Genomic DNA, 25,746 nt, shown 5'->3' on the forward strand with positions numbered 1-25,746 from the left:
ACTGAAGGGCGGGGACGGGGCGCGCCACCGACGTAATGCGCCTCCGCGATGTTCCGCGTCGGACGAGCCGCCGGTCTGTCACCGCAGTTTCATGATCGGGGAATAGCGGCGCATGGAAAGGGGTGTCTCATGACAAATCGCTTCGTTCTGCTGGCGGCTGTCGGCGCTTCGGCGCTGGTCGCCCAATCCGTTCATGCTCAGGAGGCGGACGATTCCGCCTCTTATCGCACCGAGGAGATCGTGGTGACGGCGCAGTTGCGCCGGCAGGACCCGATCGACGTGCCGATCACGCTCAGCGTTCTCGGAGGCGAAGAACTCGATCGCTTCGGACTGCGCGAGTTCGACGAGCTTTCGCGTTTCGTCCCGGGTTTCGTGGTGCAGAACCAGTCGCCGAACAATCCCGGCTTCGTCATTCGCGGCATTACGTCGGACAGCGGCGCCGCCACGGCCGAACCGCGCGTCTCGATCTACCAGGACGGGGTCTCCATTTCGAAGTCGCGCGGTTCCTATGTCGAACTGTTCGACATCGAGCGGGTCGAAGTCGCTAAGGGGCCGCAATCGACGCTCTATGGCCGGGGCGCGCTCATCGGCGCGGTCAACCTTATCCAGAACAAGGCCGATCCCGACGCATTCGAGGCCTCCGCGCAGGCCGCCTACGGCAACTACGACTACTGGCTCCTCGAAGGCATGGTCAACGCCCCGCTCGGCGACGAGGCGGCGATCCGCATCGCCGGCCGCCTGCGCGAGCGGGACGGCTACGTCGAGAACCTGCTCGGCGGCGACGACTACAATTCGGTCGATACCAAGGCCGTGCGCGCCTCGCTTCACCTGGGAACCGGCGGGCTGAGCTTCGACCTGATCGGCAACTATCAGAAGGACGCGCCCGCGGGCACTGCCTTCAAGTCGATCGCTTATAACCCGACCGATCCGCTGACCGGCGCCGTCATCGGCGATGCCGGTCGCAACAGCGGGGCGGCGCTCGTGGCGGCACAGGGGTTTCCCGACGGCGCGCTCGGCCTTGATCGCGAGGTTTGGGGCGTCAGCGGACTGGGCAAGGCCGAGCTTTCCGACCGCTTCACGCTGACCTCGATCACCGCCTATCGCAAGTTCAACTCGCTCGAAGTGTTCGATGCCGATGGCATCTCGCTGCCGATCCTGACCGCCGCCGAGGACGCGCGCGGCAAGCAGTTCAGCCAGGAACTGCGCCTCGCCTACGACAACGGCCCGCTCAACGCCTTCGTGGGCGCAAGCTACTTCTGGGAAAAGGGCACGCAACGCGCTCCGGCCGGTTTCGACGAGCGCATGACGCTGGCGCAGCTCGCGGGCGCCCTGGCGGGCGGCGGGCTGATCCCCGGCCGTCCCGCGAGCGATCCCGCGCCCGCCGCGCTGTTCGGCAATCCCACCTTTACCGCCGCGCTGCTGCAGGGCGTCGCCGGCGCCTATGGCTATGCGCTCGATCCCGCGCTGGCGCAGGGCATCGCCGCGAACCTCAGGCCGGGTCATCTCGAAACCTCGACCAACGGCAGCCGCACGCGCGCGATCGACGTGTTCGGCGACGTCACCCTGCGGGTCAGCGAGACCTTCGAACTGGGCGCCGGCATCCGCTATTCGCACGACGACAAACGCAGCAGCTACTCCGCCTCGGTGCTCAACGGTCGCTCGATCCTCGGCGGCTTCATCGGTGCGCTGGGCCTCGCCGAGCCGCTGCGGACCGGCCTGCTTCAGGGGCTCGCGGTTCCCGGCGCGGCGGCGATCCCGCCCTCGCAGGCCTATCCGGTGCCGCTGTTCGGCCTCGGCGCGCAGCCGACCGCGAACAATGGCGACGCCGACACCGCCGGGCTGAAGGACGGCGGCTTTTCCTGGCGCCTGACCGCGCGCTACCTGCCGAGCGAAGACGCCAGCTTCTACGCCACTTATGCGCGCGGGCGACGTCCCGAAGTGCTGACCACGCCGGGACCTTCAGCGCCGTTCGCTCCCGCTGCCTTTGCCACGCTCCCCTCGGAAACCGTCGACAGCTTCGAGATCGGCGCCAAGACCGCGCTGATGAACCGCACGCTATTCCTTGATGCCGGCGCGTTCTACTACGGCTACGACAACTTCCAGACCACGGTGCAGGACGGCACGCGGTTCATCGTCACCAATGCCGGCGAGGCGGAGGGCTACGGCCTCGAGGCGCAGGTCCGCTACGTGCCGAGCGAGGCGTTCGCGCTGTTCGCGAATTATGCCTGGAACCACAGCCGCTTCACCACCGGCGCGCGCGACGGCAATCGCTTCCGCCTGACGCCCGACCACAGCGCCTCGGTCGGCGCGATCGCCTCGGTTCCGGCCGGACCGGGCCGCGTCACCTTCGCGCCGACCGTGACCTGGCAGTCGCGGATTTTCTTCGATGACGACAACGATCGGCCCGACTTGCAGCAGCCGCCCGCCGCGCTCGTCGCCGACAATATCCGGGATGAGTTCCAGAACGGCTACGTTCTCGTCAATGCCCGCCTCGGCTATGAGTTCGACCGGAGCCTGCGGGTCGAGGCTTTCATCGAGAACGCGTTCGACAAGAAATACATCATCGATGCCGGCAACACGGGGGACAGTCTGGGGCTGCCCACGTTCATTGCCGGACGGCCGCGTTTCTACGGCATCTCCGCCAGTTTCCGCTTTGGAGGCGACCAGTGAAACTTGCTCGCCGTTCCGTTCTCGGCCTGCTCGGCTCGGGCGCCGCGCTGCCGGCGATCGGCCATGCTTCCCCGGCCTCGACCGGAAGTTTCGAATACGGCGTCGCCAGCGGCGATCCGACTTGCCGCGGCGCGATCCTGTGGACGCGCGTGACGCCGGCCGAGAACGGTTCGGACGCCGCGATCGCGCTGCGCTGGCATGTCGCCGTCGCTCCGGGCGCCAGGCCGATCGAAAGCGGCTCGGCGGAGGCCCGCGCGGCAAGGGATTTCACGGTGAAGGTCGAGGCGACCACGCTCGAACCCGGCAGCGACTACGTCTATTGGTTCGAACTCGCCGATGGCACCCGCTCGCCCGAAGGCCGTTTCCGGACCCTGCCCGAAGCGGGGACGAACGACGTCGTGGTGGCGGTCGCGACCTGCCAGCTTTTCCAGAACGGCTTCTACAACGCCTACGATCACATCGCCAAGCGCGAGCGGCTCGATGCCGTGATCCATCTCGGCGACTACATCTACGAATACGCCAACGACGGCTATGGCGGCGCGACCGGCAAGCGCCTGGGCCGCCTCGTCGAGCCGGACGGCGAGATCGTGACGCTGGCCGACTATCGCGCGCGCCACGCCTCCTATCGCGCGGACCCGATGCTCCAGGCCGCGCACGCTCGCGCTGCCTTCATTTGCGTATGGGATGATCACGAGACCGCGAACAATTCATGGCTGGGCGGCGCGCAGAATCACCAGCCCGAGACCGAGGGCGCGTGGAAAGTGCGCAAGGCGGCCGCGCTCCAGGCCTATTTCGAATGGCTGCCGATCCGCGATCCCGAAGCGGGCAAGCCTTGGGAGTCGATCAACCGCAGCTTCGAGTTCGGCGATCTGATGACGCTGGCGATGGTGGAGACGCGGCTCCTCGCGCGCGACAAGGGCGCCGACCTGTTCGGCGAGACCGGCGGCGCCCAAGCCGTGCGCAAGATGCTCGAGGTGCGCGCACGGCCCGAGCGCGAACTGCTCGGCAAGCCGCAGAGCGAATGGCTCGAAACGGTGCTCGCGGCCTCGGTCGCGCAGGGCAAGCCTTGGCAGGTCATCGGCAACCAGGTGGTCATGGCACGCGTCAACGGACCCGATCTGGAAAAGCTGTTCGGCGCGGAGAAGGCGGCGGCCATGCTGGCGCAATTGCCTGAAGGCGTGCGCCAGCAGGTGGAGCGGTCGGTGCTCGCCTACCGCGCCGGCCTGCCGTTCAATCTCGATAGCTGGGACGGCTATCCCGCCGCGCGCGAGCGGCTCTACGCCGCATTCGGGCGTGCCGGCGCGACACCGATCGTCCTGGCCGGCGACAGCCATGCCTTCTGGGCCAACCAGCTTGCCGACGATAGCGGCAAGGCGGTCGCGGTCGAGCTGGGAACGACGGGGATCACCAGTCCCTCGCCGGGCGATTCGATCCCGCAACTCGCGCTTGGCGAACTGCTCGCGGGGGTCAGCCCCGAAGTGCTGTTCTGCGACCAGAAATCGAAGGGCTATATCCTGCTCGAACTCACCAAGGAGCGGGCCGTTGCCGACTACGTCGCGATGTCGACGATCGAGCAGCGTGAATACGAGGCCAAGACCGTCGCGCGCTTCGCCGTCCGTGCGGGCGACAAGGCCGTCTTGCAGCGCACCTGAGACCGGCGTTTCCCGGGCCCGGGCCCGGGCCCGGGCCCGCTCTGGGGCGCGTATCGGGCCCGGCCACAGGGAACCGGGCCCACGCGGGGGGACTGACAACCAAGGGAGCTGCCCTGCGTACCCACGACGATGGCGCGATCTGGTTAACCTTGCATTTCAAAGCGTCATTGCATCGAAATTAACCATAGAATTTCCGATCCCTGCTATCGGATGCTTCATCCTGAATGGAGGTGCCACGGGGTATTCTTGCCAGTCTATTCCGGCTCGTCCTCTTTGATGTCCTTATCAGGATCGTAGGTCTCCTCGTCGCCGTTCACTTCCGAATATGTTTGAAGGTCGTCGGCGCCAGCCTCAGCCGCGTCCTCCATGGCGTCCATCGTGTCTGAGGCGTCCTCGCTCATGGCATTCGCGGTGCTATCCATCATTTCGTCGGTCTCGGCCGCATCCAGACTTCGCTGGGGGTCGTCGGAGCACCCCGACAGAAGACAGGCAAGCAATCCGAGCGCGGCCGACGTGTTTCTTGGTTTGGTGTTGCTCAGTTTCATTTACGGGTCTCCCATTCCCTCTCCGGAACAAACTTCCTTCAAATCTGCAAAGCTGCGGGCTTTCCATCCGCCGCTGCGACGCGGCCCTCCCGCCGCGGCGTCGGCCGGGTCGAAATCGTCTTGTGCGGCGGGATTGTAGATGTCGCTGGCAACGCGAATATGATCAGCGTAACGGCATTTCATAAGGAACGTGGCGACGATCAAGTCCTTCTCGCCCGGCTCTATTCTGTAGTCGACGTCATGGTCGTATCGACGGAAGATGGGCCACTGCAGTTCCGATCCCTGAAATTGACTTTTATGGCCTTCGGTGGGCCTGCGTGCTTTCCAGTATTCATCGCCGCGTTTGCCGTTTAGTGCTCCATAGTCGTATCGTTCCGCATCGAGCAGTTGCAGGCGGATGTCGACGTGACCGATCTTGAGGAGCCTCTGGCCAAGGTTCTCCACAGTCAGATGCGCTTCCACGGCAACGAGACCTTTGCCCAGTGGCACGAGTACTATCGACTGCGATACGTTCGCGTGCGGCATGCCTTTGCGCTCGACGAAGAACCAATACGCGGTGATCGCAAAGGCAAATATCGTGAAAAGGGCTTGGGCATACTCGGCCCGCTTCTTGTGCGCCTCGATATCCGTAAGGCCCAGGACGAAGACAGCAAGCAACGCCAGTATGGTGAGCGCAATCAGAATTGGATCGCTGTCCATCTGTCCCCCGACACTCTTAAAAATAGAGAGCTTTATAGTTTATATGATTCCTCTCGACGGCGAGCAAAGCAATCAATGTCCGTTTTGATGATTAGATAAAGATCATTCATCCGGGAAAGGATGGGTATGTTTTCGATGGCCGTTTCTTGATGGACGAGGCTCGGCTTGCTGATTCATGTTCCGGCGGATTCGCGAGGCGCAATTGAACAGGTAGCGACAATGGCGGTGACGATTGGACGTGCGGGAGCGGCTTCGGCGCGACGACCGGCACGGTGACGTGCATGTTGACGTCGGCGCAAAATCGCCTATCCACCCGGCCATCCGGCACGCGGGCGGTTAGCTCAGTTGGTAGAGCATCTCGTTTACACCGAGAGGGTCGGCGGTTCGAACCCGTCACCGCCCACCATGAAATCAGGGACTTACTGAGATCTCGGCGTGAGCCTGGAGACTTCGGCAAGAGAGGAAGACGCGCCGCGGGGCGCATTTGGCCGATCCTGAACTGGCGACGGTAGCCCTCGGGTTACGGCGGCAATCACACCGGGATCAGCGCTTCTCTGGCCAAGGTCCTGTCCAACAAGGCGGGCCGCCTCATGCCTCAGCCATCGGCATTAGTCGCTCGGGTCCTCGAAGCCGAGCAGCACCGCGCCGAGCGGCGGGATGACGACATGCGCGCGCGGGCGTCCGGTCTCGTCGGGTTGGGCGTGGATCGTGCCGCCGTTGCCGATGTTGGCGCCGCCGTAGACCGATGCATCGCTGTTGAGCAGCTCGCGCCAATTTCCGGCGATCGGCAGGGGGACCTCGTACCCATGGTGCGGGTTCGGCGTCATGTTGAGGATCACCGCGACCGGCCGGTCGCCCTCCCTGCCGTAACGCGCGTAGGCGAAGACGCTGTTCGCGCTGTCGTCGCCGACCAGCCAGTCGAAGCCGGCCGGGTCGGCATCGCGGGCGTGTAGCGCGGCCTCGCTCGCATAGAGCCGGTTGAGGTCGCGCACGAGCCGCTGGATCGCGGCGTGCTCTGGCCTGTCGAGCAGGTCCCACGAGATTTGCGCATCGTGATTCCATTCGCGCTCCTGCGCGATCTCGCTGCCCATGAAGAGCAGCTTCTTGCCCGGGTGCGTCCACATGAACGACAAGTAGGCCCGCAAGTTGGCGAAGGCCTGCCAGCGGTCGCCCGGCATCTTGCCGATCAGCGAGCCCTTGCCGTGCACGACCTCGTCGTGGCTTATCGGCAGCACGAAGCGCTCGGAATAGGCGTAGACCAGCCCGAAAGTGAGTTCGCCATGGTGCCATGAGCGATACATCGGGTCCCGCTCGACGTACTGCAGCGTGTCGTGCATCCAGCCCATGTTCCACTTGTACGAGAACCCGAGGCCGTCATGATCGACCGGCGCGGTCACGCCGGGCCACGCGGTGGATTCCTCGGCGATCGTGACCGCGCCCGGCGCGCGCTCGGCCACGAGCTGGTTCATTCGCTTGAGAAACTCGACCGATTCCAGGTTCTCGCGGCCGCCGTGAACGTTTGGGACCCACTCGTCGTGCTTGCGGCTGTAATCGCGGTAGAGCATCGAGGCCACGGCATCGACGCGCAGTCCGTCGATGTGGAAGGTTTCGGTCCACCACAGGGCCGAGGCGAGCAGAAAGCCGGAGACCTCGCGCCGCCCGAGGTTGTAGATCAGCGTGTTCCAGTCCTGATGATAGCCTTCGCGCGGATCGGCGTGTTCGTACAAGTGAGTGCCGTCGAACTGCGCAAGGCCGTGCGCGTCGGTCGGGAAGTGCGCGGGCACCCAGTCGAGGATGACGCCGATACCAGCCCGGTGGCAGGCATCGACGAAGGCGGCGAAGCCTTCCGGGGTGCCGTAGCGCGCCGAGGGCGCGAACTGCGACAGCGGCTGATAGCCCCACGATCCGCCGAAGGGATGCTCGGTGATCGGCAGCAGTTCGACATGGGTGAAGCCCATCTCGGCGACGTAGGGGATCAGGCGGTCGGCGAGCGCGCGCCATCCGAAGTGGCCCTGGGGATCGCCCTCGGGGCGCAGCCAGGAGCTGGCGTGGATCTCGTAGATCGCCATGGGCGCGTCGCTGGCCTGCAAACGCGCGCGCTCGGCCATCCAGTCGGCGTCGGTCCAGGCGAAATCCGGAGCCGCGGCGACGACCGAGGCGGTTGCCGGGGGCGCTTCGGTCTGGCGGGCCAGCGGATCGGCCTTCTGCGCGATCTGCCCGCCCGCGCCCAGGATCTCGAACTTGTAGTGCGCGCCAGCGCCGATGCGCGGGATGAAGATTTCCCAGATACCGGCGCCGTGGCGAACCCGCATCGGGTGGCGGCGGCCGTCCCAGCCATTGAAATCGCCGATCACGGAGACACGGCGCGCGTTGGGCGCCCAGACCGAGAAGGCGACTCCGGGTACGCCGTCCATCTCGCGCGGTTGCGCGCCCATGGCGCGCGCGAGATCCCAGTGGCGGCCCTCGCCGAACAGGTAGAGGTCCAAGTCGCCCAGCACCGTGCCGAAGGCGTAGGGGTCTTCGGCTTCGTGCTCGCCGCCGCCGGGCCAGCGCGTGCGCAGGCGGTAACCTGATGCATCGGGCGCGGGCGCGACGAACAGTCCCGCGGCGATCATCGTCATGGGCTTGGGGTCACCTTTCGCGGGAACGAGGGTGACCGCCTCGGCGCCCGGCTGATAGGTGCGCACCACCGCTCTGCCCTCGGCTTCGTGGCGGCCGAGGTAGCTGAAAGGATCGTCGAGCGTTCCGTGTTCGAGCGCGGTGGCGGCGGCCTGGTCGCGTTCGGTCATGAGTTGTCTCCGGCAAGCATTCTTTCCGCGCAGCGCGCGAGGCCCAGTGCGGGCACGGCCAGCCAATCGGGGCGGTTGGCGGCCTCGTAAGCCACTTCGTAGGCGGCCTTCTCGAGGACGAAGAGGTCCAGCATCGGGTCGGGGCCGACGTCTTCGCCGAAATAGCCGGCAAGGAACGCGGCCTCGGCGTTCTCGCGGAATTGCGCGCTTCCCAGTTCGGCCCGCTGCTCCTGCATCTCGCCGGCGGCCGGGCGGCTGCGCTCGGCGACCGCCCCCGCGTAGTCGAACGATCGCAGCATCCCCGCGACGTCGCGCAGAGGCACATCCTTCGCGCGACGTTCGGCCAGCGGACGCGTGGGTTCGCCTTCGAAGTCGATGATCATGACGTCGCTGCCGGTCACGAGGACCTGGCCGAGATGAAGATCGCCGTGGATTCTGGTCAACGCGCGGCCCTGTCCGCTCCTGGCGATCTGCGCGATCCTGGCGGCGACATCGTCACGCATCGCGCACAGGTGGTCGGACGCGGCGCGGGCGTCGGGGGCCAGCGCTTCGCGGTCCGCCAGCAGGTCGAGCGCCTTGTCGAGCTGCGCGGTCACCCGTTCGCCAAGTGCTTCGGCTTGGCTTTCGTTCATCGATTCGGGCGCGAAGGCGGGATTGTCGCAGGGCTGGGCGAGGATCTCGTGCATCTCGGCAAGCCGCCGCCCGAGGTTTTCGGCGAAATTGTTGTAATTGGCGAAACTCCAGTCGCCCTCGTGTTCGCTGCCGAGACGTTCGAGCGCGCCCAACGTCCACTGCCAGCCGTCGCCCTGGTTGAACACGAAGCCCTGCACGATCATCAGGAGCACGGGGCCTTCGGGGCTATCCTGGGTGACCGTCGCGAGCACCGGAGGCACGTTGGCGAAGCCGTTGTCGCTGAGGTAGCCGGTCATCTCGGCATCGGGATGGATACCGGGCTGAAGCTTGCGCAGGAGCTTGAGCACGGCCGTGTGCGAGAGGATAAGCGTGCTGTTCGATTGCTCCGCCGCGATCCATTCCGGCTCCGCCCCGGGATCGAGATCGAAGTCCGGCTTCGCCTCGAAGTGGATCGCGCCGCCGTCCGCCTCGATCACGGCGCCCTCGGCAAGTCCGGTCAGAACCGAACGGGCGAACGCCATGACCGCGAAGCCGTCGGTCAGCAGCCCGACGTGGCGCCCGCGACGTACGCGCGCGATCGCGAGGTTGGACGCGAACTGGCCCTGCGGGACCCCTTCCCAGGCGATTCCGAGCGGCAGGGTGTAGGTCGCCGTGCCCGAGGGCGTCGTCACCTCGATCAGGACGAGCAGCAGGTCCTCGCTGCCGGGCTGTCGCGACGCGTTCTTGATCCGCACCGACTCGATCGCCTCGTCCTTGGCTCCGAACCAGCGGCGGGACGCGACGTAGGCGGGCAGAATCTCGGTTTCCAAAAGGCGCAGGTTCTCTCCGCTGAGCACGTCGGAAAGCTGGGGACGCAGGACGAAAGTGAACTCCTCGACCTGGGCGCCGGGCGCGCTGCTGGACCATTCGGGCGGTTCGGCGGCTTCGGAAAGCTGGAAGCTCAAAAAGCCGTAAGGCTGCAGCGTCAGCAGATAGGGCAATTGCCCGAGCTTGGGGAAGCTCGTGCCGCCAGACAACTCGACCGGGGTGCGGCCCTCGAATTCGGCGAGATCGAGTTCGACAGCCTGCGGCGTGCGCGACAGGTTGGCGACGCACAGCAGCGTCTCGCCCTCGTGCTCGCGCAGATAGGCGAGGACCTTGCGGTTGGCTGGCCGCAGGAAACGCTGGGTGCCGCGGCCGAAGGCGCGGTGCTCGCCGCGCACCGCGAGGAATCCCTTGAGCCAGTTGAGCAAAGAGTGCTGGTCGCGCTGCTGCGCCTCGACGTTGATCGCCTGATAGCCGTAGAGCGGGTCCATGATCGGCGGCAGCGTCAGCCCGGCGGGGTCGGCGCGGCTGAAGCCGCCGTTGCGGTCGGACGACCACTGCATCGGCGTGCGCACGCCGTCGCGGTCGCCGAGGAACACGTTGTCGCCCATGCCGATCTCGTCGCCGTAGTAAAGCACGGGCGTGCCTGGCATCGTCAGCAGCAAGGCGTGCATCAACTCGATCCGGCGGCGATCGCGCTGGAGGAGCGGGGCGAGGCGGCGGCGGATTCCCAGATTGATGCGCGCGCGCTTGTCGGCGGCGTAGGTATCCCACAAGTAATCCCGCTCGGCATCCGTGACCATCTCGAGCGTCAGCTCGTCGTGGTTCCTGAGGAAGATGGCCCACTGGCAGTCCGCCGGAATATCGGGGGTCTGGCGCATGATGTCGGTGATCGGAAAGCGGTCTTCCTGCGCCAGCGCCATGTACATGCGCGGCATCAGCGGGAAGTGGAACGCCATGTGGCATTCGTCGTCGTCGCCGAAATACTGCTGCGTGTCCTCGGGCCACATGTTCGCCTCGGCAAGCAGCATCCGTCCCGGATAGTGCGCATCGAGATCGGCGCGGATCTTCTTGAGCAGTTCGTGAGTCTCGGGCAGATTTTCGTTCGAGGTTCCGTCGCGCTCGATCAGGTAGGGGATCGCATCCAGCCGCAGCCCGTCGATTCCGGCTTCCAGCCAGAAGTGCATGACCGAGAGCACTTCCTCGAGCACCTTGGGATTGTCGAAGTTGAGGTCGGGCTGGTGCGAATAGAAGCGGTGCCAGTAATAGGCCTGTGCCTCCTCGTCCCAGGTCCAGTTCGACTTCTCGGTGTCGCAGAAGATGATCCGGGTGCCCGAATAGAGCTTGTCGTCGTCCGACCAGACGTAAAAGTCGCGCTCGGGGCTTCCGGGCGGCGCCTTGCGCGCGGCCTGGAACCACGGGTGCTGGTCCGAGGTGTGGTTGATGACGAGTTCGGTGATCACGCGCAGGCCGCGCGCGTGCGCCGCGTCGACGAACGCGCGTGCCTCCTCGAGCGTGCCATAGTCGGGGCTCACGTCGCGGTATTCGGCGATGTCATAGCCGTCGTCGCGGCGCGGGCTGGGGTAGAACGGCAGGAGCCAGACGGCGGTGACGCCGAGTTCGGCGACGTAGTCGAGCTTTTGCATCAGCCCGGCAAAGTCGCCGATGCCGTCGTCGTTGGCGTCGAAGAACGACTTCACGTGGAGCTGATAGATGACGGCGTCCTTGTACCAGTCGGTCTCGCCCGCGAGGATATCGCTCATGCGTCCGCTCCCGGCGCGATGCGCCAGATGCGATAGGGTTCGGACGGGTCTAGCCCCACCTGTTGCCATTTGCCCCACCAGCGGAATCTGGCGCCGCTCGCCAGATCCTCGACTCCGATCGAGCCGTCGTCACCGATACCAAAGTCCCACAAGGGCACTTCGAAGCCGGTTGCCTGGTGATGGTGCGGATCGAGATTGACCATGACGAGGATCATGTCGCTGCCGTCGGGGCTGGGCTTGGCATAATAGAGCACGGTGTCGTTGGTGGCGGTGAGAAACCGGGTGTTGAGGTGCGTTTGCAGCGCCGGATGGCTGCGGCGCAGGCGATTGAACAAGGTGATGTCGGCCACGATGTTTCCGGGCTGGTTCCAGTCGCGCACGCGGATCTGATACTTTTCGGAATCGAGGTATTCTTCCTTGCCCGGAACCGGCGCGGCCTCGCACAGCTCGAAGCCCGAATAGACGCCCATCAGTCCCGACAGCGTCGCCGCGAGCGCGGCGCGGATGCGAAACCCCGCACGGCCCGATGTCTGGAGGAAGGGCGGGTTGATGTCGGGCGTGTTGACGAAGAAGTGCGGCCGGTAGAACTCGCGCGGGGCCGTCTGGGTCAGTTCGACGATGTAGTCCGTCAGTTCCGCCTTGTGGTCGCGCCAGGTGAAATAGGTATAGCTCTGCGAGAAGCCGATCTTCGCGAGGCGATACATCATTGCCGGCCGTGTGAAGGCTTCGGCGAGGAAGATCGCATCGGGGTGCCTGCCGCGAACGTCGGCGATCATCCATTCCCAGAACGGCAGCGGCTTTGTGTGCGGATTGTCGACGCGGAACGTCTTCACGCCGTGATCGATCCAGAACAGCACCGCGTCGCGCAGGCACAGCCACAGCCCGGGAATCGCGCCGTCCTGGTAGAAATCGACGTTGACGATGTCCTGATACTTCTTGGGCGGATTTTCGGCGTACTTGATGCTGCCGTCGGGCCGCCAGTCGAACCAGTCGGGATGCTCCTTGAGCCACGGGTGATCGGGCGAGCACTGGATCGCGAAGTCGAGCGCGATTTCCAGAGCATGCTCGTGCGCCGCGTCGATCAGCGCCTTGAAGTCGTCGAAGCTTCCAAGCTCGGGGTGAAGCGCGGTGTGCCCGCCCTCACTGCTGCCGATCGCGTACGGGCTGCCCGGATCGCTCTCGCCCGCCTCGAGGCTGTTGTTCGGACCCTTGCGGTTGGCGCGCCCGATCGGGTGGATCGGCGGGAAATAGAGCGTGTCGAAGCCCATCGCCTGGATCGCGGGCAGACGGTCGATCACGTCGCGGAAGGTGCCGTGGCGGTCCGGGTCGCGTGTCTCGGAGCGCGGAAAAAGCTCGTACCAGCTCGAAAAACGCGCTTGCAGCCTTTCGGCGTCGACGAGTTGGACGGGTGAGGAAACGAGGTGAGGGCGCTCGTCGGCCTCGTCCATAAGGTCCGCGAGATCGATCGACAGCAGCGCTTCGCTGTCGGTGTCGCCCGTGAGCCGCTTCACCCAGCTTTCCAGCCTTTCGCGCAGACCCTTGTCGCTGCGCGCGGCGGCGCGCTCGACAAGGAGGCGGCCTTCGGCGTGATCGACGGTCTGCGCGACGCCTGCCGCAAGCTTCTTGCGGAAATCCCGCTGGAAGCCGCCGAAGCGGTCGAGCCAGCCCGAGACGCGGAACTCGTGGCGGCCCATGCGTTCGAGCGGAAAGGTGCCGGTCCACAGGTCGTTGGGATGCTGCGCCATGCGCACGCGGTTCCAGCGTTCCTCGCCAATAGCGCGCCATTCGATCTCAGCGGCAAGCTGCTCGTGCCCGTCCGCGAAGACCTTCGCGCTGACGGCCACGCTTTCGCCCACGACACGCTTGACGGGAAAATCACCGCCATCGACGCGCGGGTCGATCTCCTCGACGACGAGACGGGGCTCGCGCGCGGCGGCGGCGGCATCATCGTCGGGCTGAACCAGGATCGGCGCGGCAGGTTCGAGCAGGCAGGAGCGCACTTCGCATCCGGTCATTGGCGCGAAGACGTCTTCGGGCATGGCGAACCGGCCGCCAAGCGCGGGCAGCAGCGTTTCGCGCAACGGCGCGGGCTGCGGCGCCTCGCTCGTGTTGATGAGCACGAGGTGCGCACCTTCGGCCGTGCGCAAGTCTCCGCCGGTGCCGCGCAGCCACGCCCCCACGGGCGCGGCGGAGCCGGTCAGACGCCGCAGTTCGCCCGAGTGCCGCGCGCCGGCGTTTGCCAGTTCGCACGCGCGGGCAGCGGCCTCGGGCGCGGCGCGCACGGCGCTCAGCGGAGTGATCACCCCGCCGCTCAGTGCGGCCGCGGCCTGCATGGCGCGCGCGACCGCGGCGGGATTGTCGCCGCGCACCTGGCCGGGGCCGGTCTCCGCGATGATCGGAAGAGAACCGCGCAGCGCCTCGGCCTCCTCAACCAGCCAGGGCGCGCGAAAGTCCCACCATGCGAACGAGGAGACGAGGAAATCGAATCCGCAGCCACGACGTGCGAGCGCGTCTTCGCGGGCCATATCGGCGACATCGGCGAACAGCACGAGGTCCGGGCGCGCCTCGCGCAGCGATTGCAGCAGCCGCTCCAGATGGTCGGGGCGCACTTTGTCGATCCCGAGGATGCGCAGGCCCGCGACACCTTCTGCCAGCACGGCGCCGAGCGCCTCCGCGATCGGCTCGACGAGCACGTCCGCCTCGCTCTGGCGCAGCCGCGCGCGCGCCATGCCGCTCGCCCTGCGGGTGCGGCGCGGATCGACCGGGGCATCGCCGCTGCCCGAGTGGCGGATCGCGAAGAGCGCGGGATATGCCTCGACGAGCGGGTGGTCGAGCGGGAAGTGGGTGATGTCGACTTCGCACCACAGCGCGAGGCCCGCGTCCCGAGCCTGCCGCGCAACGAATTCGGGGGCGAGCCTTTCGCGTCCGAACGGCGATCCTTTCTGCTTCCACAGCAGAGCACCGAACCCGGCGCCGGCTGCCAGCGGCAACTGGGCGGAGAGTGTTTCACCGAGCTGGCCGGTTTCCTGCTCGATGCTTACGGCACGGATCGTCGGCGGTTCTGGCTTCGATAAAGACAAGGCTTGCTCCCGGCGGCTTGGCGCTTACGGTTTGCAACGCCTCCTTCGCGGTGACGTTCCGGGGGCGCGGCCTTTTTTGCTGGCTCTCGCCGATCCTGGCGCCGACCCTGGCCGTTCGACGCGAACGGACGCCATGCAACCATGTGCCGGGTCGATGCGTTTTCTTGCCGAGTTCATCAAAGACCCGCGCGGCATGCGCATTGGGCGCAAGGGCGCGACTGGTCAGCTGAGGGGGCCGTCATGAGTGACAAGACCGACCGCATTCGCCAAAGGGCACACGAGATCTGGGAGCGCGAAGGCAAGCCCGACGGTCGCCACGAAGACCATTGGGCCGAGGCGAGCAAGCAGATCGAGGCCGAGGACGCCTCGGGCGCCAAGCCCAAGCGCAAGGCGCCAGCGAAAGCTGCCGCCAAGCCTGCCAAGGCCGCGATCGAATCCACAGGACCCAAGGCGAAATCCGCCAAGCCGAAACCGGCGGCGAAGGCGCCGGCCAAAGCCGAGCCCGGCTCCGCCACCAAGCCAGTGCGTACGCCCAAGTCCCCGCCCAAATCGAAGGCCTGAATACCGCGATGGATCTGCTTGCGGGCAACCTGCCCGAGCAACTTGAAAGTGGCCTGCCTTATCCCCTTGGCGCGAATTTCGACGGGCTCGGCGTAAACTTCGCGGTCTTTTCGGCCAATGCCGAAGCGATCGAGATCTGCCTGTTTGACCCGCGCGGGAAGCGTGAGGTCAAGCGGTATCGGCTTCCCGATTGCACCGACGAGGTTTGGCACGGATATCTCCCCGATGCGCGTCCCGGGCTTGTCTATGGCTTGCGCGCGCACGGCCCCTACAAGCCAGCCGAGGGGCACCGTTTCAATCCCAACAAGCTGCTGCTCGACCCCTACGCGCGCCGCATGGTGGGCACGCTCCGGCAAAGTGACGTTCTCCATGGCTATCCGGTTCGAGGGCGGCGCGCCGATCTCGGTTTCGACAGGCGCGACAGCGCGCCCGCCATGCCCAAATGCGTGGTCACCCATGATCATTATGACTGGTCGCGGGACGTACGGCCCGCCACGCCTTGGTCGAAGACCGTCATCTACGAAGCCCACGCCAAGGGGCTGACGAAACTGCTGGAGCAGGCGCCGCCGCAGGAGCGCGGCACCTTCGCCGCGCTGGCGCATCCCAAAGTGATCGATCACTTGCACAAGCTTGGCGTGACGGCGATCGAGCTTTTGCCGATCCATGCCTTCGTTCAGGACCGCTTCCTGCAGGAACGCGGCTTGCGCAATTACTGGGGCTACAACTCGCTGAACTTCTTCACGCCCGAGCCCTCGTATTTCGCGGGAGAGACGCACGACGAACTGCGCATCGCGGTCCGCCGTCTCCACGCGGCCGGGATCGAAGTCATACTCGACGTCGTCTACAACCATAGCTGCGAGGGCAGCGAACTCGGCCAGACACTCTGCTGGCGCGGGCTCGACAACGCCACATACTACAGCCTGATGCCCGACAATCCGCGCTACTGCCTGAACGAGACGGGCACCGGCAACACCTTCAATCTCAATCACGCGCGCGTCATTCAGATGGTGGCGGATTCGCTTCGCTACTGGGCAACCAGTTATGGCATCGACGGCTTCCGCTTCGACCTTGGCCTCACGCTCGGACGCACGCCGCACGGCTTCGATCCAAGCGCCGGGTTCTTCGACGTGCTGCGCCAGGACCCCGTTCTCGGGCGCCTCAAGCTCATCACCGAACCTTGGGACGTGGGAATGGGAGGCTATCAGCTCGGCAACTTTCCGCCCGGGTTCGCCGAATGGAACGACAAGTACCGCGACACCGTGCGCGGCTACTGGCGCGGCGACGAAGGCAGGCGCGCCGAACTCGCCTCGCGGGTTTCGGGTTCAGGCGACATTTTCGATCGCCGGGCGCGGCGCCCGTGGGCCTCGCTCAACTTCGTGACGAGCCATGACGGTTTCACTTTGGCCGATCTCGTCGCCTACGAGGAGCGCCACAACGAGGCCAACAAGGAAGACAATCGCGACGGGCACGAGAACAACCTGTCGCGCAACTGGGGCGTCGAAGGTCCGACCGACGATCCCGACATCCTCGAAACCCGCGCGCGCGTCAGCCGCTCCATGCTGCTCACCCTGTTTGCCTCGCTCGGCACGCCGATGCTGGTGGCGGGAGACGAATTCGGCCGCACTCAGCACGGCAACAACAACGCCTATTGCCAGGACAGCGAGTTGAGCTGGATCGACTGGTCACTGCTCGACAGCGCCGCGGGAGCCTCGCTGTTCGATTTCACCGCGCGGCTCATTGCCCTGCGGCGGCAGTATGAAGTGCTGCGCGCGCCGGTCTTTCTCTACGGGCAGGATTCGCCCGGCCATGGCGTCAACGACATCGAATGGTGGGACGAGCGCGAGCAGGCGCTTTCGCCCGAGGACTGGGACAATCCCCATGGCCGGGCGCTGTTGATGCGCCGGACCATCGCGCTTGAGGACGGCAGCATCGAATCGGTGAACCTTCTGCTCAACGCCAGCGACGACGAGATCGCGTTCAGTTTCCCGGGCGATTACGATGAACTCATGCTGCTCATCGACAGCGCGCAGCCGGATTTGGAGGACGCGCCGTTGGAGGACAGCTACACGCTCGCCGCGCACAGTGCGGCGCTGGTGCGCTCGCGGATGAAGGCCGTGCCGACGTGATGCGGTGGGGTCCGCAGCGCGTCGCTCCGGACCGCTGGTGTTTCCGGCTCTGGGCCCCGGGTGCCGAGAGCGTGTCCCTCCTCGTCGAGGACCGCGCGCCTGTCGCGATGCCGGTCGTGGGTGACGGCTGGTATGCGATCGAGGCGCCCGCCGGGCCCGGCACGCGCTATCGCTTCGCGCTGGCCGACGGACGTGAGGTTCCCGATCCCGCCTCGCGCGCGCAGTCGGGCGGGGTGCACGGGTGGAGCGTGGTCACCGAAACCGCGAGGCCCGCCCCCATGGCGTGGGCCGGACGTCCCTGGGAGGACACGGTGATCATGGAAGTCCATGTCGGCGCGCTGGGCGGTTTCGCCGGTGTCGAGGCCGAACTCGAACGGCTCGCCCGCATCGGGGTGACGGCGATCGAGCTTATGCCGATCGCCGCGTTTTCCGGTTCAAGGGGATGGGGGTACGACGGCGTGCTTCCGTTCGCACCGCTCGAAGCCTACGGGACGCCGGGCGAACTCGTCCACCTGATCGACCGCGCGCATGCACTCGGCCTGATGGTGCTGCTCGATGTGGTCTACAATCACTTCGGCCCCGACGGGAACTACCTCGGCCTTTACGCGCCACGGTTCTTCCATTCCGAGATCGATACCCCATGGGGTGGGGCGGTCGCGGTCGACGAGCCGGCGGTCGCGGACTTCTTCTGCGAGAATGCGCGCATGTGGATCGAGCACTACGGCTTCGACGGGCTGCGCCTCGATGCCGTTCACGCGATCGGCAACCCCGGCTTCCTCGATACACTCGCGCAGCGCGTGCGGGCAGCCCTTCCGCCCGAGCGGCACGTGCATTTGGTCCTCGAAAACGAGGCGAACGACGCGGCGCGCCTTTGCGCCGGCCTCTACGATGCGCAGTGGAACGATGATTTCCATAACACGCTCCACGTGCTGCTGACCGGCGAACGCGAATCCTATTACGCCGATTTCGCACAGGAGACGACCGAGCGGCTGGCGCGTTCGCTGGCCGAAGGATTCGTCTATCAGGGTGAGCCGACCCGAAACGGCGTGGGCGCGCCCCGTGGCACGCCGAGCGCGCATTTGCCGCCCAGCGCGTTCGTCAATTTCCTTCAGAACCATGACCAGATCGGCAACCGTGCCTTCGGCGAAAGGCTGACGACGCTCGTCGCGCCCGAGCCCCTGCGCGCCGCGATGGCACTGCTGCTCCTGTCACCGCAGATCCCGCTGCTGTTCATGGGCGAGGAATCGGGATCGCGCACGCCGTTCCTGTTCTTCACCGATTTTCACGACGAGCTGGCCGAGGCCGTGCGCGAGGGCCGCCGCCGCGAGTTCTCGGGCTTCGCGGATTTCGCCGACGAAGCGGCTAGAACCGCCATTCCCGATCCCAATGCACAGGCGACCTTCATTGCATCGCAGCCCCGGCCTGGACCCGATGCCGATGCTTGGGAAGACTTTGTCCGGGGCCTGCTGTCGCTGCGTTTCGAGCACGTCGTTCCCCGGCTTGCCGGGACGGTATCGCTTGGCGCGCGGGTCGTGGCGGCAGGCGCCGTCGAGGCACGCTGGCGGCTTGGCGATGCGAGCATCCTGACAATCGCGATCAATTTCGGCGACGGACCTGCCTCGTTCGTGGGTGCCCCGGGCCAGCCGATCTTCGCCTCGGGATCGCCGAGGGAGCCCGCCAGCATCACGGTATGGAGGCAGGACCCGTGATCGCTCGCGAACCTGCTTGTGCCGCCGTCGATGGTATCGCCGCGATCGGGCGGGAGCGAAAGCCATGACCATCCGCGCCACCTACCGCGTGCAACTGCACGAGGACTTCACGTTCGCCGATGCCGAGCGGATCGTTCCCTACCTCGACGCGCTGGGCATCAGTCATCTCTACGCCTCGCCGATCACGACCGCGGTTCGCGGCTCGCGCCACGGCTACGACGTCGTCGACCCGACCCGGGTCAATCCCGAACTCGGCGGAGAAGCGGGGCTGCGCTCGCTCGTCAATTCGCTCCACGCGCGGGGGATGGGCCTGATCCTCGATATCGTCCCCAACCACATGGGGATCGCTCTTGGACAGAACCCCTGGTGGCAGGACGTGCTCGAAAAGGGCGAGGAGAGCGAATACGCCCGCGTCTTCGATATCGACTGGCGCGCGCCGATACTGCTGCCCATCCTCGGCGATGGGCTCGACCAAGTTATCGCGCACGAGCAGTTGCGCCTGATCGCGTCCGACGCGGGTTTGACGCTCGAACTCTATGGCGAGACGCCGCTTCCCGTCCGCCCGGACGATCCGATCCGGCAGTCCGAGCCAAGCGAGGCTATCGCCGCGCACGATCCGGCAAGCGCGCAGGGCCGCAGGGCGCTTGCCGCGCTCGCGGCGCGCCAGCACTATCGCCTTGCGCACTGGCGCACCGCGAACGACGAACTCAACTGGCGCCGCTTCTTCTCGATCAACGAGCTTGCCGGCGTGCGCGTCGAGGACGAGGCCGTCTTCGCCCTTACGCATGCCCTGATCCTGCGCCTTTACGCCGAGGGCCTAATCGACGGCCTGCGCATCGACCACATCGACGGGCTGACCGACCCCGCCGGGTATTGCCGCCGCCTCGACGCTGCAATGCGCGAGGCCGATCCAACGCGTACCCCCTATGTCGTCGTCGAGAAGATTCTCGCCTCCGACGAGACGCTGCCCGGTGATTGGGGCATCGCCGGCACCAGCGGCTACGACTTCATGACGCAGGCCGGCGGAGTGCTCCACGATCCGGCGGGGATCGTCCCACTCCGCCGCTTCTGGCAGGACCTGAGCGGCAGATGGGGCGATTTTACCGCCGAGGAGGCGCTTGCCAGGCCGCAGCTTCTCGCCTGGCAATTTTCGGGACAGCTTGCCTCCTGCGCCGACAGTTTCGTTACTCTCGCCGCGGACACGCCCTCGCTGGGCTGGGTGACGCGCGGCATGCTGACGCGGGCGATCGAGCGGCTCGTATCGGTATTTCCGGTCTACCGGACTTATGGAACGGGCAGCGACGCACCTCCCGAGGATGGCCCGATCCGTGCGGCGGCGCGCGAGGCGGCGCGTGCGCTTACGCCCCCCGGCGAGGCGGCGGTGACCGATCTCGTGCTCGACTGGCTGGCGGGACGCGGCCCGGGCGATCCGGTGCGGGCAGCGGACGCCGTGCGCCGGTTCCAGCAGCTCTCGGCGCCGATCGCCGCCAAGGCGGTCGAGGATACCGCGTTCTACCGCTACGGCGCGCTGCTTTCGCTCAACGAAGTGGGGGCCGATCCCGCGCACCCGGTCATGAGCGTCGAGGCCTTCCACGCGGCGATGGAGCGGCGCGCGCGAGTGGAGCCGGCCGCGCTGCTCTCGCTTGCGACCCACGACCACAAGCGCGGCCCGGATGCCCGCGCGCGGCTGGCGGTGCTGAGTGCGGTCCCGGATCTCTGGACCGCGACCTGCACGCGGTGGCTGGCGAGCCTTGCCGGACTTGCCGAGGAGATCGATCGGGGGGATGCCGCCATGCTGCTGCAAACGCTGGTCGGCGCCTGGGACGAGAGCGCGCCAGCGGACCCCGAGAGCTTCTGCGCGCGGATCCACGCCTGGCAGGAGAAGGCGCTACGCGAGGCGAAGCTGCGTTCCTCCTGGGTCGCGCCCGATGAGGACTATGAAGCGCGCTGCAAGGATCTCGCCGCCGCCTTGCTGACGTCGCCGGAATTGCGCGCGACGCGCGATGACATCGCCGCGTTCGTCCGCCGGATCGAACCCGCCGCGCGGGCCAACGGCCTTGCGCAAGTCGCCTTGCAACTCACCGCGCCCGGCGTGTCCGACACCTATCAAGGTTGCGAATTGCTCGACTACAGCCTGGTCGATCCCGACAATCGCCGCGCGGTCGATTACGAGCGCCGCCGCGCCGCACTCGAAAACGGCGCGGACGTCGCAAGCACGGAAAAACTGCACTTGATCGCCGGGCTTCTGAACCTGAGGCGCGATCATCCGGCGCTGTTTGCCGAGGGCGTTTACCGCCCGCTCGAAGTCGAGGGCGAACGCGCGGACCATGTCCTCGCGTTCGAACGCCGGCATGGAGACGAACGCCTCGTCGTCGCGGTGGCAATCCGGCTCGGTGCCGCGCTCGTCGCCGGCGAGGAAGCGCGGGTCCCGGCGCAATGGTGGGCGACGACGCGCATCCTGTTGCCGGACCGTGAGCCTCTTTGCGCCGCTACGGCATTTGCGCAGTCCTGCGTCTGGTTCGATATTGCATAGGATATCGGCGCGCGCCACGATATCGAAATGCGTCTGACAGGCCGGAGACCCGCTCCTACTGGGCGGCAATACTGAAGCCGAGCTGGCTCCAGATATGCGCCTGGTTCTTGCGGAGTTGCGGGACCAGCATGTTCACCGTGGGTCCCAGGGCTTTGGCGACTGCCTGCAGCGCCCTGCCATACTGGTTCGCCGGCGGAGGAAAGTTGCTCGCGACGATCCCGAATTCGTTGATCAGTGTCGCCATCGCGGGAATGGCCGCCTCGCGATTGAACCGGATCGCGTGCGGGTCGCTCAAGACCTTGTGGGCCGCCCGAATACGCTTGAGCGTCCCATAGGCGCCATAAAGGCTTTCTCCCTTGCCGATTGCGCTGGAAGTTCCCTTCAGTGCCTTTGAAGCCTTCTCCAACGTGGCAATGGCGACCGTGTCGTTCCCCGAGTTAGCCTGATTCCAGACCCACTTCGCCTTTTCGATCTTCTCTACGGTCTGATCGCAGGCCGCCTTCAAGGCCTTCGCGTCGTCGATGGCGTATTTGCCTGTGATATAACCATAAATATCCATGGCCTGCTCCATCCCATCCATCCCGCGAAAGAGAAGCATACTCCAAAGGGAGTCCCAATCAAATCGAATCGAAGTTGCGAAGTCGTAATTGTCCGGCCTTGTCGCGGCGCGAGTGTCTCGCGCATTTTATTCTCGGGGAAAGGAGAGTAATATACCTGTCGATTTCGGCGACTTGGGCCGTGTCGGTCGCAAAACGATGTTGCGCTGGTCTTCTGGTGGCGTATCAGTGCCGGCAGCGACGGTGCGCAAGAGCGAGAGGGGCCCGCCTGATGCAGACAAAAGCTGAAGCCGGTCTGTCAGGCGCGGATCGCGGGCGCCGCCAATGGTAGGCATGCCCGCCGCGCGCATAACAGATCTGCACGCATGCCCGATCTGCCCGTCCGGGCCGATCGCCACCGGGTGCTTCACGGTCCTTACCGGCAAGCTCCCGCAGGCGCGCATCACCGATGTGTGCACCTGCACGGCGGGCACCGATCCGATCGTGACTGGCGCCTGGACCGTGATCGTCGGCAAGATGCCAGCAGCCCGGATCACCGACCTCACCGGAGCGGGCGGGACGATCATAACCGGATACCCGACGGTGCTGATCGGCATGTCGGGAGGATAGGTCGGCTGGCCGGGCGAGCGTCCCGGTCGGTCAGCTCGCGGCGGCGGCGCGCGCCTTGTCGATTTCGTCGCGCGTCTTCAGGAACGCTGCTAGGGCCGCGCCGTCGAGCCGCTTGCTCTTGCCCGTATTGATGCTCATCGGATCGACCTTTTTGCCGTCGATGTGCACCTCGAAATGAAGGTGCGGGCCCGTCGATCGTCCGGTCGTGCCGACGTAGCCGATCACCTGGCCCTGCTTGACCCGGATACCGGGTCCCATTCCGGGCGCGAACCGTGACTGGTGCAGGTACAAGGTGCGCCAGCCCGTATCGTGTCGCAGCACCGTGAGGTTTCCGTTCGCCCCCTTCATCGCGGCAAACTCGACGACGCCGTCGCCCGCCGCGAAAATGGGCGTGCCGCTCGGTGCGGCGAAATCGGTCCCGCCGTGGAGCTTGTTGTATCCCAGGATGGGATGTTTGCGGTAGCCGAACTTGGATGAAATTCGCGCGCCGTCGACCGGCGTGCGCATCAGTGCCTTCACCGTGCTCGTGCCGTTCGCATCGTACCATCCCGCTTCCTTCTCGCCGGGAGGCTTGAAGCGGTAGAGTTCCTTCGATTTGTCCGCCGTGGTGAGCGAGACGTAGAGCAGGCCGGGCTTGCCGACGCGTTCCCCGCGCGGATTGACGGTTTCGGCATAGGCCACTTCGAAGACGTCGCCCGGTTCCACCTCGAACTGGAGATTGAAGTCGAAGCTGAAGGCATTCGCGAAATCGCTGATGAGGCTGTCGACGACGCCGGCCGAAACCGCCGAAGTATAGAAGCTGTCGGTATCGAGTTCGCCGCGCACGGCCGTCACCTTTCGCGTCAGCGAGGGTTTGATCATCGCAGCGGTCAGCCCGTCCGGTCCCGGCTCTATGCGCACCCCCGACCCATCGGTTACGCTCGCCTCGAGCCATTCGAGCGCCGGCTTGTCCTCTGGCGCGGCATTCGCCAGCGAGATGGTCAGATCGATCTCCTCGCCGCCGGGGATGGTGCGCGAAACGAGGTCGGCCGCTCGCGCCGCGGTCTCGCCGTCGATGCCGGCTCGCGTCAGCGAGGCGGCGACGTCCGATCGCGAAAGCAGCCTGAGCCTGCGGCGATTGCCTTGCCCCGCCGGAACCTGGTCGTTCGCGGCCAGGGACGGGGCGCGGGTCTCGCCGGATAGCGCCGGATCGCCGGCTGACGGCGGGGCCGGGTCCGCGCGGGACCCTCCCGATACCGTCCACCACCACAGGCAAGCGCCAACCAAGGCCGCGACGGCGACCAGCGGGACAGGGTTCGTGAGCACCCGCTTGCCGCGAGACGGCGGGTCCGCTTCGCCACTTCGCGACTCGTGATCCAATGAGGATTTCGATCCGGTCTGACGTGGATGCCAGGTCCTGGGGTCGAACGAATTTTCGTCGGAAAGGGAAGAAGGTCTCGCCGGGAGTTCGTCAGCGTCGTTTCCCGGCTTCAGCCAGGTACGCGGATCGAAATTCCCGTCGTTGCCAGGTCTCTTCACCATGAGCGGGACAACTACCATCGAATTCAGGCGAGTCTAATCCTTGTAAAGCTTATTCTTCGTGGGATTCAGCACTTTCGCATACAGTCGAAGGTGCTATGCTCCTTGCGCAGGACCACACTGGGGGTGGACGTTTGTCGCAAAGCAATCGAGTTGCGTGGCGGGAAGGCATGTTCCTGCGTCCGCATCACTTTCAGGCCCAGGATCGGCACTTCACCGCGTTACTGAACATGCGGTTGAACGCCGCGCAGCCCTGGAACTGGGGCGTGACCGAACTCGTCATCGACGAGGATCTGGCATCGATCGGTAAGTTCGCCGTCTCGCGCTGCTCGGGCATCATGCCCGACGGCACGCCGTTCTCCATCCCCGGCTCCATGCCCCCGCCCGAACCGATCGACATTCCCGCCGATGCTCGCGACGCGCTGGTCAGCCTGACGATTCCCGCGCAGCAGGACGGCGCGCTCGAATTCTGCGAGGCGCGCGAGCCCCGCGCCGTCGACGCCCGCTTCGTGGTCGACGAGGATGACGTGCTCGACAGCTTCGCCGACGAGCGCATTGTCGAGCAGCTCGAATTCGGGCGGCCCAATCTGCGCTTCGGCGTTTCCAGAGAGCAGCTTTACGGTCGCATCACGCTGGGCCTCGCCCGAATACGCGAAGTCGAGAACAAGGCGGTGCGCTTCGATGGCCGCTATATTCCGCCCACGCTCGACATCGCTTCGTCGCATGCGCTGCAGGGCGGCCTCGTCGACATCATCGGCCGCGCCGAGCAGCGGGCCGGCGAACTCGCCCTGCGCGCCGTCGAGGCGACCGAGGGCGGCGCGGAAACCTTCGCGAGCTTTCTGCTGCTCCAGGCGCTCAACCGATGGATACCGCACCTGCAGCACCTCGAGGCCATGCCGATGATCCATCCCGAGCGGCTCTACCAGTCGCTGGGGTCCTTCGCCGGCGAACTGGCGACGCTGATCCGGTCCGACCGCAAGCCGCCGGCGCTGCCGCGCTACGATCATGAAAACCCGGAAACGTGCTTCTCGGTCGTCTACAGCCTGTTGCAGTCGATGCTCTCCGCGGTCTTCGAGCGCTCGGCCGTGCAACTCCCGCTCAAGCAGGTCGGTCCGGGTGCCTACGCCGCCACGATCACTGACCACAGCCAGTTTCGCACCGGCTATTTTTTCCTGGCCGTCTCAGCGCTCGCCAACGTCGAGGAAATCCGCGCCGCCTTTCCCTCGGTGGTCAAGATCGCGACGCTGCAGAAGATCCAGTCGATGGTGGATTCCTCGCTCGTCGGCGTTCCCATCCGCCATACACCCACGCCGCCGCCGCAGATCCGGGTGCTACCGGGGTATGTCTATTTCGAGCTGGATCGCGGCGTGCCCGAATGGGACGAGTTTCAGTCGACCCCGGCCTTGTGCATGCATGTCGCGGGAGACTGGCACGACCTCAAACTCGAGCTTTGGTGCGTCAAAAGCGAAAGGAGCTGAAGCGGCCGCTTGCGCCGCTG

At 66.0% G+C, this 25,746-nt stretch carries 15 protein-coding genes and 1 tRNA gene; 9 read left to right on the forward strand and 7 right to left on the reverse strand.

The features are described 5' to 3' along the window. The first annotated feature begins 129 nt into the window (after positions 1-129). A complete protein-coding gene (locus B2G71_RS03015; RefSeq protein WP_098104247.1) occupies positions 130-2,670 on the forward strand; it encodes a TonB-dependent receptor in 2,541 nt (846 codons plus the stop codon). After that, positions 2,667-4,322, forward strand: a complete 1,656-nt coding sequence (locus tag B2G71_RS03020; protein WP_098104248.1) for an alkaline phosphatase D family protein — start codon at positions 2,667-2,669, stop codon at positions 4,320-4,322. The genes B2G71_RS03015 and B2G71_RS03020 overlap by 4 nt, the downstream gene beginning before the upstream one ends. A gap of 254 nt (positions 4,323-4,576) precedes the next feature. Here the strand turns inward: B2G71_RS03020 and B2G71_RS03025 are convergent, their stop codons facing one another. Further along, positions 4,577-4,867, reverse strand: coding sequence for a hypothetical protein (locus B2G71_RS03025; protein WP_098104249.1), 291 nt, complete (start codon positions 4,865-4,867; stop codon positions 4,577-4,579). Then, positions 4,868-5,566 (reverse strand): hypothetical protein, encoded by a 699-nt coding sequence (locus B2G71_RS03030; protein ID WP_098104250.1) that lies wholly within the window; start codon positions 5,564-5,566, stop codon positions 4,868-4,870. Positions 5,567-5,896: 330 nt separating this feature from the next. Between B2G71_RS03030 and B2G71_RS03035 the strand changes: the two genes are divergently transcribed. Further along, positions 5,897-5,972, forward strand: a tRNA-Val gene (locus tag B2G71_RS03035). A gap of 202 nt (positions 5,973-6,174) precedes the next feature. Here B2G71_RS03035 and glgB read toward each other — a convergent pair. The 3 genes from glgB to B2G71_RS03050 are packed head-to-tail and all read right to left on the reverse strand — an operon-like array spanning position 6,175 to position 14,635. Further along, positions 6,175-8,355 carry a 1,4-alpha-glucan branching protein GlgB gene (gene glgB, locus B2G71_RS03040; RefSeq protein WP_098104251.1) on the reverse strand — a complete coding sequence of 727 codons (2,181 nt, stop codon included), beginning with the start codon at positions 8,353-8,355 and terminating at the stop codon, positions 6,175-6,177. Beyond that, positions 8,352-11,555 (reverse strand): maltose alpha-D-glucosyltransferase, encoded by a 3,204-nt coding sequence (gene treS, locus B2G71_RS03045; protein WP_098104252.1) that lies wholly within the window; start codon positions 11,553-11,555, stop codon positions 8,352-8,354. Before treS ends, glgB begins: the two co-directional genes overlap by 4 nt. After that, entirely contained in the window at positions 11,552-14,635 is a 3,084-nt protein-coding gene (locus B2G71_RS03050) for an alpha-1,4-glucan--maltose-1-phosphate maltosyltransferase (protein ID WP_141521479.1), read from the reverse strand. Before B2G71_RS03050 ends, treS begins: the two co-directional genes overlap by 4 nt. 240 nt (positions 14,636-14,875) lie before the next feature. Here B2G71_RS03050 and B2G71_RS03055 point away from each other — a divergent pair, with 240 nt between their 5' ends. The 4 genes from B2G71_RS03055 (at position 14,876) to treY (ending at position 21,564) form a co-directional block, all read left to right on the forward strand. Further along, positions 14,876-15,196 carry a DUF2934 domain-containing protein gene (locus tag B2G71_RS03055; protein ID WP_098104254.1) on the forward strand — a complete coding sequence of 107 codons (321 nt, stop codon included), beginning with the start codon at positions 14,876-14,878 and terminating at the stop codon, positions 15,194-15,196. An 8-nt stretch (positions 15,197-15,204) separates the two neighbouring features. Beyond that, positions 15,205-17,322 carry a glycogen debranching protein GlgX gene (gene glgX / locus B2G71_RS03060; RefSeq protein ID WP_098104255.1) on the forward strand — a complete coding sequence of 706 codons (2,118 nt, stop codon included), beginning with the start codon at positions 15,205-15,207 and terminating at the stop codon, positions 17,320-17,322. After that, entirely contained in the window at positions 17,322-19,031 is a 1,710-nt protein-coding gene (gene treZ, locus B2G71_RS03065; RefSeq protein WP_098104256.1) for a malto-oligosyltrehalose trehalohydrolase, read from the forward strand. The genes glgX and treZ overlap by 1 nt, the downstream gene beginning before the upstream one ends. A 64-nt stretch (positions 19,032-19,095) precedes the next feature. Further along, entirely contained in the window at positions 19,096-21,564 is a 2,469-nt protein-coding gene (gene treY / locus B2G71_RS03070; protein ID WP_098104257.1) for a malto-oligosyltrehalose synthase, read from the forward strand. A 55-nt stretch (positions 21,565-21,619) separates the two neighbouring features. On the opposite strand, the gene B2G71_RS03075 is transcribed toward treY, so the two are convergent. Beyond that, positions 21,620-22,135 carry a hypothetical protein gene (locus B2G71_RS03075; protein ID WP_141521480.1) on the reverse strand — a complete coding sequence of 172 codons (516 nt, stop codon included), beginning with the start codon at positions 22,133-22,135 and terminating at the stop codon, positions 21,620-21,622. Between the two features lie 310 nt (positions 22,136-22,445). Here B2G71_RS03075 and B2G71_RS03080 point away from each other — a divergent pair, with 310 nt between their 5' ends. Then, a complete protein-coding gene (locus B2G71_RS03080) occupies positions 22,446-22,730 on the forward strand; it encodes a PAAR domain-containing protein (RefSeq protein WP_206049266.1) in 285 nt (94 codons plus the stop codon). A gap of 30 nt (positions 22,731-22,760) precedes the next feature. Here B2G71_RS03080 and B2G71_RS03085 read toward each other — a convergent pair whose 3' ends face one another. After that, positions 22,761-24,089, reverse strand: a complete 1,329-nt coding sequence (locus B2G71_RS03085) for a M23 family metallopeptidase (RefSeq protein WP_168176227.1) — start codon at positions 24,087-24,089, stop codon at positions 22,761-22,763. A gap of 257 nt (positions 24,090-24,346) precedes the next feature. On the opposite strand from B2G71_RS03085, the gene tssK reads away from it, so the two are divergent. Next, positions 24,347-25,726, forward strand: a complete 1,380-nt coding sequence (gene tssK, locus B2G71_RS03090; protein WP_098104261.1) for a type VI secretion system baseplate subunit TssK — start codon at positions 24,347-24,349, stop codon at positions 25,724-25,726. Positions 25,727-25,746: the final 20 nt, after the last annotated feature.

Source organism: Novosphingobium sp. PC22D (assembly GCF_002556635.1).
Taxonomy (GTDB): domain Bacteria; phylum Pseudomonadota; class Alphaproteobacteria; order Sphingomonadales; family Sphingomonadaceae; genus Novosphingobium.